Source organism: Azospirillum agricola, from assembly GCF_020005195.1.
In the GTDB taxonomy this organism is placed as follows: Bacteria; Pseudomonadota; Alphaproteobacteria; order Azospirillales; family Azospirillaceae; genus Azospirillum; species Azospirillum agricola.
This window is the reverse complement of sequence record NZ_JAIFZR010000005.1, coordinates 1,481,259-1,495,682: the sequence shown is the minus strand read 5'-3', so window position 1 is coordinate 1,495,682 and position 14,424 is coordinate 1,481,259. Positions and strand designations below refer to the sequence as shown.

Below are 14,424 nucleotides of genomic sequence, written 5' to 3'. Positions count from 1 at the left end.
CGCGCCCCCGCGATACGCCAGGGTCAGCGCGGCTCGAGGCCGGTCGAGGGCAGCCGCCCGAGCGTGTCGACCAGTTCGCCCATGTGCCGCGTCAGCACGTCGAGGAAGGGCAGACGGGTCAAGGCCGCCTCGTCCATGTACAGGTCGCGGGCGATCTCGATCTGTAGCGCGTGGATGCCCTGGCGCGGGCGCCCGTAATGGCGGGTGGTGTAGCCGCCGGCATAGGGGTTGTTGCGGCTGACTTTGTAGCCCATCCCGCGCAGGAACTGCTCGGCGGCGTTGATGACGGCGGCGGCGCAGGCGTTGCCGTAACAATCGCCCAGCACGATGTCGGGCCGGTTGCGGCCACGATCGCCGCCCGACCCTCCGGCCCCCTGCCTGCCCCCCTGCCCCGCCCCCGGCGACGGCATGGAATGGCAGTCGATCAGCAGCGCATGACCGAAGGCGCCGCGCGTTTCCTCGACCAGACGGCGCAGGGCCGTGTGGTAGGGGGTGTAATAGCGCTCGACCCGGTCCATCGCCTCGGCGAAGCGCAGCTTCCCTTTGTAGATGTCCTCGCCGTTGGCGACGACGCGGGCGATGGTGCCGAGCCCGGCGGCGACGCGCGGCGAGCGGGTGTTGACGTAGGCCGGCAGCGGGTCGGCGAACATCTCCGGATCGAGCTCGTAGGCTTCGCGGTTGGCGTCGAGGAAGGCGCGCGGAAACAGCGCACGGATCATCGGCACGCCAAGCGTCGGGGCGAAGGCGAAAATCTCGTCGACGAAGCAATCCTCCGACTTGCGCAGAGCCCGCGCGTCCAGACGGGCGGCGGCAAGGAAATCAGGGGGGTAGTGGCTGCCGCTGTGCGGCGAGGCCAGGACGAGCGGCAGGACCCGGCTTGTGGGAGCCAGGATCTCGAAAGCCGGCACCGAACCGGCGAAGGCGTCGTTCTGCGCGTCCATGCTGGCAACTGATGTAATGGACAGGGGGGCGTCTGTCACCGCCGCGCGGGCGCCGCGGAGAGCGCTTCGGGAAAAAAGCAGCTGTGCGGAAAAAAACGACACAAAGAGCTTGCCAGCCCGTCCCGATCTGGGTACAACCCCGCCCACGCCGAACGGAGCGTCGCCAGACGCGGCACCGGACGGCAGCAGGATGGGCGCGTAGCTCAGCGGTAGAGCACTACGTTGACATCGTAGTGGTCACAGGTTCGATCCCTGTCGCGCCCACCATCGCCAAAGGCCGGAACCCCGACGGGTTGCCGGCCTTTTCCATGTCCGGGCCGCGCCCGACCCGTCCCACCGCATCCTCATCGACGCGCCGACCGGAAGGCGACGCCACAGCGTTTTAAGGGCTTGCCAGCCCGTCCCGATCTGGGTACAACCCCGCCCACGCCGAACGGAGCGTCGTCAGACGCGGCACCGGACGGCAACAGGATGGGCGCGTAGCTCAGCGGTAGAGCACTACGTTGACATCGTAGTGGTCACAGGTTCGATCCCTGTCGCGCCCACCATCGCCAAAGGCCGGAACCCCGACGGGTTGCCGGCCTTTTCCATGTCCGGGCCATGACCGACCCGCCGCCCCATCCTCATCGACGCGCCGGAAGGCGACCGCAAGGGAAGCACCGCGCCTTGCGGCGGAACGCCATGCCCACCCGCCGGTTGAAGAGGCAAGACCCCGGCACCGCCACGCGCCGAACGGGTCAGACCGCCAAGCAAGAGGACACCCATGAAACACCATATTGCCCTCACCACCGCAGCGGTCCTGCTTCTGTCGATGCCGGCCGCCGGCATGGCCCAGCAAACGGCGCCGGCCGGCAAGCCGGCGCAGGACCGATTGGCCCAAAGCCAACCCTCCCAAAGCCAACCCACCCAGGACCACGCCGCGCCGTCGCGCGGTCCGCTGTCGCAGCAGGACAGCCAGTTCCTCGAAAAGGCCGCCATCAGCGACCAGTTCGAAATCCAGGCGGGGCGGCTGGCCGCCGACAAGGCGCAGAACGCCGACGTGAAGGCGTTCGGCCGGCGCATGGCCGAAGACCACGGCAAGACCGCCGAAGCCATGAAAGCCCTGGCCCAGCGCAAGGCGGCCACCCTGCCCACCCAGCTCGACGCCGAACACCGGCAGAAGCTGGACCGGCTGAACGGACTGTCCGGGGCCGCCTTCGATTCCGCCTATGTCCAGGGGCAGATCGAGGCGCACCGCACGGCCGTCGCGCTGTTCGACCGCCAGATCGAGCAGGGCCAGGACATCGACCTGAAGCGGTTCGCCCAGCAGACCCTGCCGACTCTTCAGGAGCATCTGAATCATATCCAGGAGCAGCGGCCGAAGGTCGCGTCGGCCGACGAGCAACCCGCCGCAAGCCCGACGCAGGGGATGCAGGCCAACACCATGCTGCCGGGGGACGCCCTGGCCGGCGAGCGCCAGACGCAGAGCGGCGCCAGCCTCGCCAAGCTGATCGGCGCGAACGTCTACGACGAGAACGGCGACAAGCTCGGCGACGTCGCCGACGTCATTCTCGATGCGCAATCCGGGAGCGCCACGGCGGTCATCCTCGACCGTGGCGGTGTGCTCGGCATCGGCGCCAAGCACATCGCCCTCGACTACGCGCTGCTCGACGAGCGCGAGGACCGCGTCATCGCCCGCCAGATCACCGAGGAGCAGGTCAGGGCCATGCCCGAATTCCGCTACGAGGACACCACCGTGTCGCTCGGCCAGGGCTCCCGCGCCCCGTCGGCGGACGGACCGCGCGCCCCGCAGTGACGCCGGGAGACACCGGGTGATGCCGCGCCCGCGACGGACCAGCCAAGGAGACGCTTCATGACCAAGCACGAGAAGACCCGGCAGCCGACCGATGCCGACCTCAAGAACAACCCCCTGATCGGCGGATCGAAGGGCGCCCGGATGGCCGGCGTCACCCCGGACGAGCTGGAGCAGGCGCAAGGCGCCAACACCATCGAGGGCGACGTCGAGAACGACACGAACCCCCAGGGCGGGGTCGACAAGCCGGGCAGCCGGGGCAACGCCCCGCCGCGGCCCCGGCAGGCCTGACGGCCGCCTCCGTCCGGCACGGGTGGCGGGCGCAACGCCCGCCGCCGCGAGAAAACCGTTTCCCCAGCAGAAAGGATGTCATCATGGCGAACGCCAGCAAGAAGCACATCGGTGTCGGCGCGCACGGCAAAAGCGCGGGCGTGGGGGCGACCACCGAACTTCCCGAGGGCGCGGTCGGCGAGAACATGGTGCTCTCCAACCGCGACAAGTCGCGCCACTCCGACGAGCGCGGCCTGGACAGCAAGACCGTCCAGACCGAACAGCTCCGCGACCACTCCGCGAACCGTCCGCTGGACGAGTGAGGGCATAAGCCGGGTTCAAAGAGGGCGCCTCCCTTTCGGGGGGCGCTTTTTTCATGGGCGGAATCCAGCGGAGAAACCCGATGGAGGAGCCGGGCGGCGATACCCTTTACCCCATAAACATAAAGATATCTTTATGCTTGCGTGGCGGCGTGCCCGCTGCTACACCCTGGGCAATTCCATCCCACCCTCAGGAGAGCCTGCATGGCCGCCGCCGACTTCACCGACTACAAGGTCAAGGACATCAGCCTCGCCCAGTGGGGCCGCAAGGAAATCAACATCGCCGAGACCGAGATGCCCGGCCTGATGGCTCTGCGCGCGGAGTTCGGTGATTCCAAGCCGCTGGCCGGCGCCCGCATCGTCGGCTGCCTGCACATGACCATCCAGACCGCCGTGCTGATCGAGACGCTGACCGCGCTCGGCGCCACCGTGCGCTGGTCGTCCTGCAACATCTTCTCGACCCAGGATCAGGCCGCCGCCGCCATCGCCGCCGCCGGCATCCCGGTCTTCGCCTGGAAGGGCGAGACGGAGGAGGAGTTCTGGGAGTGCATCGAGGCCACGCTGCGCGGTCCTGACGGCTGGACCCCGAACATGATCCTGGACGATGGCGGCGACGTCACCCAGATCATGCACGACAAGTATCCGGAGATGCTGGCCGAGGTCCGCGGCCTGTCGGAAGAGACGACGACCGGCGTCCATCGCCTGTACGAGATGATGAAGAAGGGCACGCTGAAGGTTCCGGCCATCAACGTGAACGACAGCGTCACCAAGTCGAAGTTCGACAACCTCTACGGCTGCCGCGAGTCGCTGGTCGACGGCATCAAGCGCGCCACCGACGTGATGATGGCCGGCAAGGTCGCCGTGGTCGCCGGCTATGGCGACGTGGGCAAGGGCTCCGCCGCCTCGCTGCGCTCGCAGGGCGCCCGCGTCATGGTGACGGAGATCGACCCGATCAACGCGCTCCAGGCCGCGATGGAAGGCTACCAGGTCGTCACCATGGACGAGGCGGCGCCGCTCGGCGACATCTTCGTCACCGCGACCGGCAACGTCGACGTCATCACGCTCGACCACATGCGCGCGATGAAGGACCGCGCCATCGTCTGCAACATCGGCCACTTCGACAGCGAGATCCAGATCGACTCCCTGCGCAACTACGCGTGGGAAGAGGTCAAGCCGCAGGTCGACGAGGTCGTGTTCCCCGACGGCAAGCGCCTGATCGTCCTGGCCCAGGGCCGTCTGGTCAATCTCGGCTGCGCCACCGGCCATCCCAGCTTCGTGATGAGCGCCAGCTTCACCAACCAGGTGCTGGCCCAGATCGAGCTGTGGACCAACGCCGCCGCCTACGAGCGCAAGGTCTATGTGCTGCCCAAGCACCTGGACGAGAAGGTCGCCCGCCTGCATCTGGACAAGATCGGCGCCAAGCTGACCACGCTCACCGAGAAGCAGGCCGCCTACATCAGCGTGCCGACCGCCGGCCCGTACAAGCCGGACCACTACCGCTACTGATCGCCGGCTTCCCGCGAAGCCAGTGTCAGGGGAAAGGGCCGCTCCGATGGGGCGGCCCTTTTTCTTTGGAGGCGTGGGTGGGCTGCGCGCGCCCTACCGCCGGACCATCGGCGCCAGATCGCGGCGGATGCCGGCGTCCAGACGGGCGTTCAGATCCTCGACCATGCGGCGGGTGATGTCGAGGAAGGTCGCCTCGCGGTCGGCCAGCGCGATGTTCTCCGGCACGGTGGTCGAGTAGGTGACCGTTGCCTTGGTCATGCCGCGGAAGACGGCACCGGTCGCGTCCGGGGCCTCGCCCGACACCTCGACCTCCAGGCGGCCGTCGTAGCGCTGGGCCTGGTCGGTGGTGAAATAGCCCTTCACCCCCTGCGTCCGGGGCAGCGGCACCTCGACGATGCCGGCGTCCTTGATGACGACGCTGACGCGGCCGGGTCCGCCCGCCGCCTGCAGGCGCTCCGACGCCCAGCGCCGCACCGCCTCGGCGGGGGGCACGGCGGAGCGGTCCTCGACATGGTTGCCGCCCAGCGGACGGTAGGCGTTGACCACGTCGACGCTGCCGGCGTTCAGCACGATCGGGCCGAAGTTGGAGAAATCGATGGGCCGGGGAGCCGGGCGCGGCGGCGTGCTCTGGCAGGCGGACAGGGCGAGGACGGCCAGACCGGCGGCGAGGACGAGACGGCGGGGCGGCATGGACACTCCGTGACACGGAACGGGCGTTGGGAAGGAAGGAGATGAAGCACGGGTGCTTCCTCCGGAAACGGCGAAAACGCCACAAGGACGCCACACCCGCCCGGTCAGGCCGGCGGCGGAGGGCGTCCCTGTGGCGTCGGTCGCTTGGGAACGGGCCGGCGTGAGCCTCCCCGCCCCTCGCGGGCTATTCGAGCAGGCTGCGCAGCATCCAGGCGGTCTTCTCGTGGATTTGCAGACGCTGGGTCAGCAGGTCGGCGGTCGGCTCGTCGGACGCCTTCTCGGCGGCCGGGAAGACGGCGCGGATGGTGCGGGCGGCGGCCTCGTGGCCTTCGACGAGCTGGCGGATCATGTCGTTCGCCTTGGGAACCCCGGCCTCCTCCTTGATCGAGGCCAGCTCGCCGAACTGGGAGAAGCTGCCCGGCGCCGGATGGCCGAGCGCGCGGATGCGCTCCGCGATCTCGTCCAGCGCGGTCCACAGCTCGGTGTACTGCGTCATGAACATGGTGTGCAGGGTGTTGAACATGGGGCCCGTCACGTTCCAGTGGAACGAATGGGTCTTCAAATAGAGCGCGAACGTGTCGGCCAGAACCTTGTTCAGCCCCTCGGCGATGGCCTTGCGGTCACCGTCCGAAATCCCGATGTCGATCTTCATGGATTGAGATCCTTCTTGTTGTCCGGGACAACAGCTTGGTCCCGGGCGGCGGGTTTCAAGCGCCTGCGACCGAAGTTCGCACACGCATCAGCCTTGAGGCAAATCAACCCTGGCGCAAACGCCCGATGAAGCCCTTGACCTCGCGGTTCAGCGCCACCGCCTGACCGTCCAGCAGCTCGGCGGCGCGCAGCACCTCGCCGGCGGCGGTGCCGGTCTCGCCGGCGCTGGCCGACACGCCGGCGATGGTCTGCGACACCTCCCTGGTGCCGGCGGCGGCCTCCTGCACGTTGCGGGTGATCTCCTGGGTCGCGGCGGCCTGCTGCTCCATGGCGCCGGCGATCGAGCCGACGATCTCGTCAATGCCGACCACCGTGTCCCCCACCCCCTTGATCGCCGTCACCGCCGCCCCGGTCACCTGCTGCATGGCGGCGATCTGGGCGCCGATGTCCTCCGTCGCCTTCGCCGTCTGGTTGGCGAGGTTCTTCACCTCGCTGGCGACCACGGCGAATCCCTTGCCGGCCTCTCCGGCCCGCGCCGCCTCGATGGTGGCGTTGAGCGCCAGCAGGTTGGTCTGCGCCGCGATGGAGTTGATGAGGCCGACGATCTCGCCGATCCGCGCCGCCGCGTCCGACAGGCCGACGACATGGCCGTTGGTTTCCTCCACCGCCCGCACGGCGCCGCGCACCATGTCGAAGGAGCGGCGGACCTGGGCGCCGATCTCGGCGATCGACCCGGCCATCTGCTCGGTCGCGGCGGCGGCGGTCTGCACGCTCATGCCGGCCTGCTGGCTGGCGGCGGCGACGGTGGCCGCCTGCCGGGTGGCGCCGTCGGCGCGCTCCCGCATGCCGGCGGCGTTGCCGCGCACCTGATGGGCGCCGGCCCCGACCTGCTGAACCACCTCGGCGACGCGGGCCTCGAACAGGTCGGCCAGCTCGTGGATGGCGCGGCGCTTCTCCTCCTCGGCCTCCGCCTTCTGGCGGGCCTGCTCGGCGGTCAGCCGCCCGACCTCGCGGGCGTTGGTCTGGAAGACCTCCAGCGCGCGGGCCATGGCGCCGATCTCGTTCCTCATCCAGACGCCCTCGACCACCGTTTCGAGTTCCCCGGCGGCGAGGTCGGTGGTGGTGCGCGACAGGCGCCGCAGCGGGCTGGTGATCGAGCGGGCCAGCACCAGCCCGCCCGCCATCATGCCGGCCAGCAGCAGCGCCATCACCCCGGCGAAGCGAAGTCGCGCCTCGGCCGCCGCGTCGCGGGTCGCCTGGGTCGCCTCGGCGGTCGACTGGGCGATGGCCTGCTGGACGGCGACGATGCGCGCGGTCAGCGCGTTGAACTGGTCGTCGGTGTGGGCCATCATCGGGATGCCGATCAGCCGGTCGATGGCCGCCATCTGGTTCATCCCGTCGACCGCCTTGGCGTAGTCGCCGACGCGCGCCGTCACCTCGTCCAGCATGCCGCGCTCGGCGTCGGTCAGCGGCATCGCCCGCAAGTCGCCGATCAGCCCGCGCGCCGCCGTCAGGTTGGCGGCGATGGCATCGCGCATCGTCTGGAGCTTGGCGTCCTCGATGCCCGAGCCCGACAGCGCCAGATGGCGCGACACGTCGCTGTGGATGACGTAGGCGGTGGACACCAGCCGATCGATCCGCTCGCGCCGTTCGGCGGCGGAGCGGTGGATGCCGTCCACCGCCGTGATCGCCTGTTCCGACTGCCGGTCGGCCAACGCCAGCGCGACCACGGTCAGCACGATCCCGACCACCGGCGCCACGAACACGCGCGCCGCCACCGACGCGCCGGTCAGGCGCGCGAAGACACCACCGCCCATCACCACCCCCTTGCTTGATCCGTTCGCGGCGGCGCCCCGTCGCGCCGTTACTTGTAGACGCCGACGTAGGCGACGAGGTCCTGGCCGGGCACCCGCTTCACGTAGGTGACCTTCGGCTCGATCCTGTTGGTGGCCGGGTTCAGCCAACGGTATTCGACCCAGCCCTCGCCCTTGTCCTTGGCCGTGGCCAGCACGTCCTGGACGATGAAGCGGCCGTCCGGGTCCTTGACGTTGATGACGCTCTGCCCGACCCCGGCCGGGCGCGGCGGGTAGACCTTCCAGACTCCGGTGAAGTCGATGACGTTGACGTAGATTTCGCCGCGCTTGAACTCGCCCTCGGCGTTGAAGCTCCTGGCGGCCTCCTCCAGACCCTTGGCGGCGATCAGGTCGGCGGCCTTCAGGGTAACGGCCTTGGCCTCCTCCTGGCTGGGTTTGGCGTCCTGGGCGGCGGCGGCCCCGGCGATCCCGATGGCGAACAGGCCGGCGAGCAGCAAACGAATCCACATGCGCATGAGTGCTTTTCCCCAAAGTTTTGCAGCCCGCCCCGAACGGCGCGAGCCCGGCGCTTGTTGTTTGGACCGCCCACCCCGGCATCCCAGGCGGGCATCGTTCCACGGGATTTACTATCAAGAGGTTTCCGGATTTTGTCGCCCGCATTTCGTTGCGGTCACAGTGCGTTGCAGCGCGGCAATAACGGTATCGCCCGAGGCAACCAGCCGCTTTCCACGGGAAAATCAGTAAGGACAACGCATCCTAACGGATGGTGCGCCGCCGGACATCGCCGCGCGCGATCGCGCGCGACACAAGGCCGCACAACCCGTGGGAGGCCGGCCCCACCCGCGCGTGACGTCTTGACGCTCTTTTTTCCCATCGACAGGCACGCGATTCGGGAAGAACATCATCGACATGCGGGTTCCCTCCGGCTCGGGACACGGCCGCCCGGCGGCCCCCTCCCTTCGCCGCCGCCCGAAGCCCGCCCGATCTTTTGCGCTCCACGCCAGGCATGGAGGACTCGACGCAGAGGACTCGCCCCAGGGGATTCGAACGAAGCGGGCCACCGCGAGGCCGGCGCCCGGCATCCCCCATCCGACGGCCAGCTCCGGCGCGACACGACCGGTCGACGCGCCCGTCCATATGGCCGGACCAATCAACACCAAACACTTTCGGGAGGTGCGAATGCCCCACAGCCAAATCCGGACGGCACGCTGCGCTGCGCTCGTCGGCCCCTATCTCTCCGGCAAGACGACGCTGCTGGAAAGCCTGCTGTCCGCCGCGGGCGCCATCGCCCGCAAGGGAAGCGTCCGCGACGGCAACGCCGTCGGCGACAGCGCGCCCGAGGCCAAGGCCCGGTCGATGAGCACCGAGCTGACCGTGGCCTCCTTCGAATATCTCGGCGAGCGCTGGTCGATCCTCGACTGCCCCGGCTCGGTCGAGCTGGCCTGCGAGAGCCAGAACGCGCTGATGGCCGCCGACGTCGCCGTCGTGGTCGCGGAGGCCGCGCCCGACAAGGCGGTGCTGCTCGCGCCGCTGTTCAAGTTCCTCGACGACCGCGGCATCCCCCACATCCTGTTCATCAACAAGATCGACGCGCTGGGCGACCAGCGGGTGCGCGACGTCGTCACCGCCTACCAGGCGGTGTCGGCCCGCAAGCTGGTGCTGCGCGAGGTGCCGATCCGCGAGAAGGGCGCCGTCACCGGGCTGGTCGATCTGGTCAGCGAGCGGGCCTACAGGTTCAACCCGCACAAGCCCTCCAACCTCGTGGCGCTGCCCGACACCGTGAAGGACCAGGAGGCGGAAGCCCGCCAGTCCCTGCTGGAATCGGTCGCCGACTTCGACGATTCGTTGCTGGAGAAGCTGCTGGAGGACATGGTTCCCGACAGCGGCGAGATCTACGACAAGATGGCCCGCGAACTGGCCGACGACCTGATCGTCCCGGTCTTCTTCGGCTCGGCGGAGAACGACAACGGGGTGCGCCGCCTGCTGAAGGCGCTGCGCCACGACGGGCCGGAGGTCGCGACCACCGCCGCCCGCGCCGGCGTGCCGGCCAACGCCGCGACCGCCGTGCAGGTGATCAAGACGCAGACCGGCTCCCACGCCGGCAAGCTCAGCGTCGCGCGGGTCTGGCAGGGCAGCGTGACCGACGGCATGACGCTCGGCGGCGAGCGGGTGTCCGGCATCTTCCGCCTGTTCGGGCATGAGAGCACGAAGGTGCCGCAGGCCACGGCCGGCGATCTGGTGGCGCTCGGCCGGCTCGACAAGGCGGCGACCGGCGACCGGCTGACCGAGAAGGGCAACCTCGGCGCGCCGGAGGGCTGGCCGGAACGGCCGGCGCCGGTGCACGGGCTGGCGCTGCACGCCGAGAACCGCAACGACGAGGTCAAGCTGTCCGCCGCCCTCCAGAAGCTGATCGAGGAGGATCCCTCGCTGGTGCTGGAGCAGTCGCCCGACACCGGCGAGATGGTGCTGTGGGGCCAGGGCGACATCCATCTGCGCATCGCCATGGACCGGCTGCGCGGCAAGTTCAACGTCGCGGTCAAGGGCCACGCGCCGCAGGTGCCCTACCGCGAGACCATCCGCAAACCCACCACCCACCACGCCCGCCACAAGCGCCAGACCGGCGGCCACGGCCAGTTCGCCGACATCCACGTCTCGATCCGCCCGCTGCCGCGCGGCGAGGGCATCCAGTTCGAGGATTCCGTGGTCGGCGGGGCGATCCCCCGCCAGTACATCCCGGCGGTCGAGGCCGGCATCCGCGAGGCGGCGGCGCGCGGGCCGCTCGGCTTCCCGGTGGTCGATTTCGCGGTGACGCTGACCGGCGGGCAGTTCCACGCGGTCGACAGTTCCGACATGGCCTTCAAGACGGTGGCCCGTCAGGCGATGGCCGAGGCCCTGCCGAACTGCGAGCCGGTGCTTCTGGAACCGATCCTCACCGTCACCATCGCGGCCCCCAGCGAGTTCACGCCGAAGGTCCAGCGTCTGGTCACCGGCCGGCGCGGCCAGCTTCTGGGCTTCGATTCCCGGCCGGGCTGGGCCGGCTGGGACGAGGTCAAGGCGCTGATCCCGCAGGCCGAGATGCAGGATCTGATCGTCGAGCTGCGCTCGCTGTCGCTCGGCGTCGGCACCTACCAATGGGTCTTCGAACGCCTCCAGGAGGTCGCCGGCAAGGCCGCCGACCGGGCGGTCGAAATCCGCCGCGAGACGCTGGCCGCGCAGTGAGGGTCCCGTTCCGCGCCTAGGTACCGAAAAGCCCCTCTCCCCCTGCGGGAGAAGGGCTTCCTGGCGCCTGCGCCCGTTCCACCGGTGGGGCGGAGGGGAATGACCGAACCGCCCTCAGTAGATCTCCGGCACCCAGTTCTGCTTCGACTTCTTCGGCCGCTTGTAGCCGTCGTCGCCCTGCCGCGGCGGCAGTTCCAGCTCCACCGGGGCGATGTCCTGGTAGGGAATTTGCTGAAGCAGGTGATGGATGCAGTTCAGCCGCGCCTTCTTCTTGTCGTCGGCGTCGACGATGTACCAGGGCGTCAATTTCTTGTCGGTGTGCTCCAGCATGGCGTCCTTGGCCTTGGAATACTCGACCCAGTGCTTGCGGGATTCGAGGTCCATCGGGCTGAGCTTCCAGCGCTTGATCGGGTTGCGCATCCGCTCGGTGAAGCGCTTCTCCTGCTCCTCGTCGCTGACCGAGAACCAGTATTTGACCAGGATGATGCCGGAGCGGACCAGCATCTCCTCGAACTGCGGGCAGGCGCGCAGGAACTCCTGGTACTCCCCGTCGGTGCAGAAGCCCATGACCCGCTCGACGCCAGCGCGGTTGTACCAGCTGCGGTCGAACAGCACGATCTCGCCCTTGGCGGGAAGCTGCGCCGCGTAGCGCTGGAAGTACCACTGCCCGCGCTCCTTCTCGGTCGGCGTTCCGAGCGCCACGATCCGGCAGACGCGCGGGTTGAGGCTTTCGGTGATGCGCTTGATGACGCCGCCCTTGCCGGCGGCGTCGCGCCCCTCGAACAGCACGCACACCTTCAGGCCGTTGACCCGCACCCACTCCTGAAGCTTGATCAGCTCGAACTGCAACCGGGCCAACTCGTCGACGTATTTGAGCTTCCCGCCGCCCTTCGGCGGCTTGGCGTCGCCCAGATCGCGCCAGTGGGCCTCGATGGCGGCGGCCTCCTTGGCGTCGCGCAGCACCTCGCCGCCGGTGGCCGGCACGCCGAGTCCGAGGTCCTTCAGCTTCGGCGCCTTCCGCTTCCTCTTCGGCATGTCCTGCGCCTCGGCTCCGCCAGCCGTCTTGACCTCGTCCATCGCAGCGTCCCTTGCGTATCGTTTTCCCAACCAACCAACGCTAGGAGAAGCCGCCGCGTCAGGCAACCGCCCGCGCGGGCACCGCGACGAAGTGACCGGGGGCCCGGCCGGATCCCGCAATGGAAAAGGGCCGGCGCTTGCGCGCCGGCCCTTCCCCTTTTCACCGTCCGTCGGCGATGCCGCCGGACCTCAGTCCCGCAGGTTGCCGCAGGCGCGCTGGATGCGCTTGCACGCCTCCTCCAGCGCTTCCGTCGAGGTCGCGTAGGAGATGCGGAAGTGCGGGGCGAGGCCGAAGGCCGAACCCTGGACCACCGCGACGCCCTCGGCCTCCAGCAGGTAGGTGACGAAATCCTCGTCGGTCTCGATCACCTTGCCCTCGGGGGTCTTCTTGCCGATCGTGCCCGCGCAGGACGGGTAGACGTAGAAGGCGCCTTCCGGCTTCGGGCAGTGCAGCCCGGTCGCCTGGTTCAGCATCGACACGACCAGATCGCGGCGCTGGCGGAACACCTCCGCGCGCTCCTTGATGAAGTCCTGCGGGCCGTTCAGCGCCTCGACGGCGGCGGCCTGGCTGATCGAGGTCGGGTTGGAGGTCGACTGGCTCTGGATCGCGCCCATCGCCTTGATCAGCTCCTTCGGGCCGCCGGCGTAGCCGATGCGCCAGCCGGTCATCGAGTAGGACTTCGACACGCCGTTCACCGTCAGCGTGCGGTCGTACAGCTTCGGCTCGACCTGGGCCGGGGTGACGAACTCCAGGCCGTCGTACAGCAGGTGCTCATACATGTCGTCGGTCATGATCCAGACATGCGGGTGCTTCACCAGCACGTCGGTCAGCGCCTTCATCTCCGCGCGCGTGTAGGCGGCACCCGACGGGTTCGACGGCGAGTTCAGGATCAGCCACTTGGTCTTCGGCGTGATCGCGGCTTCCAGGTCGGCGGGCTGGAGCTTGAAGCCCTGCTCGGCCGGGCAGGAGACCGACACCGGGGTGCCTTCCGCCAGCTCGACCATGTCCGGATAGCTGACCCAGTAGGGCGCCGGGATGATGACCTCGTCGCCGGGATTCACCGTCGCCATCAGGGCGTTGAACAGCACCTGCTTGCCGCCGACGCCGACCGAGATCTGGTCGGGCGTGTAGGTCAGGCCGTTCTCGCGCTCGAACTTGGCGCAGATCGCCTTCTTCAGCGCGGGCGTGCCGTCGACGGCGGTGTATTTGGTGTCGCCGCTCTCGATCGCCTTGATCGCGGCGGCCTTGATGTTGTCGGGGGTGTCGAAGTCCGGCTCGCCGGCACCCAGGCCGATGACGTCGCGACCGGCCGCTTTCAGCTCGCGGGCTTTGTTGGTCACGGCGATGGTCGGCGACGGCTTGATGCGGGACAGGCGGGACGCGAGAATCGACATGGCGATGGGCCCCCTCAGGGCTGTGGTGACAAGGTGCCGGATGGCCTGCGCGCGCGGGAGGCGCGCGACGCGGGACCTTACTTCCGCTCCAACGGCGTTGCAAGGCCGAGCGGCCGGTCCGCAGCGTGGCGGCGCGTCGCTTTGTTTGCCACGCGAACGGATTTAAGCGGAAAAATTCGTGAAAACCGCCCTTTCTTGACAGAAAGCACAACCCCATGTGTAACGTCCCTGTGGGGGGTACTTCCACCGAGAGAGGGGTTCAAGAACCGTCATGCTGTCCCGTATCGTGATCGCGGCCACCGCCGCGCTCGTCCTGACCGGCGGCGCCGCCCTGGCGCAGCAGGATGTCATCAAGGCCCGCCAAGCCGGCTTCAGCGACTACAAGAAGGCGATGGGCGAGATCAAGGACGCGCTGGGCAAGGGCGATGTCGCCGCCGTCGCCCCGGTCGGGCAGCGCATCGAGGCCTTCGCCGCCACCATTCCCAGCCTGTTCCCCGCCGGCTCCGACAAGGGCAAGACCGGCGCCAAGGAAGTCATCTGGGCCAACTTCCCGGACTTCACCGCCAAGGCCAAGGACGCCGAGAACGCCGGCAAGGCGCTGTCCGCCGCCGCCGCCACCGGCGACAAGGCCGCGACCGGCCAGGCCTTCGCGGCGCTGGCCGACACCTGCAAGGCCTGCCACCAGCGCTACCGCGCCGACTGACGGCGGATCCGTCCGAACCGGACGGGTGTTTTGAAAAAGCCCCTCT

Annotated in this window: 13 protein-coding genes and 2 tRNA genes; 8 read left to right on the top strand and 7 right to left on the bottom strand. The window is 68.9% G+C overall.

Annotated elements, in window-relative coordinates:
• Positions 1-23: 23 nt before the first annotated feature.
• Positions 24-941: an N-formylglutamate amidohydrolase gene (locus JN22_RS22095; protein WP_085555966.1), complete on the bottom strand. Its 918-nt coding sequence runs from the start codon at positions 939-941 to the stop codon at positions 24-26.
• A gap of 192 nt (positions 942-1,133) precedes the next feature.
• Between JN22_RS22095 and JN22_RS22090 the strand changes: the two genes are divergently transcribed.
• The 6 genes from JN22_RS22090 to ahcY all read left to right on the top strand — a co-directional run bounded on the left by JN22_RS22090 (position 1,134) and on the right by ahcY (position 4,829).
• A tRNA-Val gene (locus JN22_RS22090) sits at positions 1,134-1,208 on the top strand.
• A gap of 206 nt (positions 1,209-1,414) precedes the next feature.
• Positions 1,415-1,489: transfer RNA gene (locus JN22_RS22085), tRNA-Val, on the top strand.
• A gap of 215 nt (positions 1,490-1,704) precedes the next feature.
• Positions 1,705-2,736 (top strand): DUF4142 domain-containing protein, encoded by a 1,032-nt coding sequence (locus JN22_RS22080; protein WP_085555965.1) that lies wholly within the window; start codon positions 1,705-1,707, stop codon positions 2,734-2,736.
• Positions 2,737-2,793: 57 nt separating this feature from the next.
• The gene (locus tag JN22_RS22075) at positions 2,794-3,024 is read left to right on the top strand and encodes a hypothetical protein (protein ID WP_085555964.1); all 231 of its coding nucleotides are present in this window, start codon (positions 2,794-2,796) and stop codon (positions 3,022-3,024) included.
• 83 nt (positions 3,025-3,107) lie between these two features.
• Entirely contained in the window at positions 3,108-3,326 is a 219-nt protein-coding gene (locus JN22_RS22070; RefSeq protein WP_085555963.1) for a hypothetical protein, read from the top strand.
• Between the two features lie 201 nt (positions 3,327-3,527).
• Positions 3,528-4,829: an adenosylhomocysteinase gene (gene ahcY, locus JN22_RS22065; RefSeq protein WP_085555962.1), complete on the top strand. Its 1,302-nt coding sequence runs from the start codon at positions 3,528-3,530 to the stop codon at positions 4,827-4,829.
• Between the two features lie 93 nt (positions 4,830-4,922).
• Here ahcY and JN22_RS22060 read toward each other — a convergent pair whose 3' ends face one another.
• The 4 genes from JN22_RS22060 to JN22_RS22045 form a co-directional block, all read right to left on the bottom strand.
• Entirely contained in the window at positions 4,923-5,519 is a 597-nt protein-coding gene (locus JN22_RS22060) for a hypothetical protein (RefSeq protein ID WP_085555961.1), read from the bottom strand.
• Between the two features lie 184 nt (positions 5,520-5,703).
• The gene (locus JN22_RS22055) at positions 5,704-6,171 is read right to left on the bottom strand and encodes a Dps family protein (protein ID WP_085555960.1); all 468 of its coding nucleotides are present in this window, start codon (positions 6,169-6,171) and stop codon (positions 5,704-5,706) included.
• 103 nt (positions 6,172-6,274) lie between these two features.
• Positions 6,275-7,987, bottom strand: coding sequence for a methyl-accepting chemotaxis protein (locus JN22_RS22050; protein WP_085555959.1), 1,713 nt, complete (start codon positions 7,985-7,987; stop codon positions 6,275-6,277).
• A 47-nt stretch (positions 7,988-8,034) separates the two neighbouring features.
• Complete coding sequence (locus JN22_RS22045) at positions 8,035-8,499, bottom strand: cache domain-containing protein (protein ID WP_085555958.1); 465 nt, start codon at positions 8,497-8,499, stop codon at positions 8,035-8,037.
• 664 nt (positions 8,500-9,163) lie between these two features.
• On the opposite strand from JN22_RS22045, the gene JN22_RS22040 reads away from it, so the two are divergent.
• Entirely contained in the window at positions 9,164-11,203 is a 2,040-nt protein-coding gene (locus JN22_RS22040; protein ID WP_085555957.1) for an elongation factor G, read from the top strand.
• A 114-nt stretch (positions 11,204-11,317) separates the two neighbouring features.
• On the opposite strand, the gene ppk2 is transcribed toward JN22_RS22040, so the two are convergent.
• On the bottom strand, positions 11,318-12,280 hold the full coding sequence (gene ppk2 / locus JN22_RS22035) for a polyphosphate kinase 2 (protein ID WP_211099680.1): 963 nt from the start codon (positions 12,278-12,280) through the stop codon (positions 11,318-11,320).
• Positions 12,281-12,469: 189 nt separating this feature from the next.
• On the bottom strand, positions 12,470-13,675 hold the full coding sequence (locus tag JN22_RS22030) for an aspartate transaminase (protein WP_085555956.1): 1,206 nt from the start codon (positions 13,673-13,675) through the stop codon (positions 12,470-12,472).
• A 271-nt stretch (positions 13,676-13,946) separates the two neighbouring features.
• Here JN22_RS22030 and JN22_RS22025 point away from each other — a divergent pair, with 271 nt between their 5' ends.
• Positions 13,947-14,378, top strand: a complete 432-nt coding sequence (locus JN22_RS22025) for a c-type cytochrome (protein ID WP_085555955.1) — start codon at positions 13,947-13,949, stop codon at positions 14,376-14,378.
• The last annotated feature ends 46 nt before the right edge of the window (positions 14,379-14,424 follow it).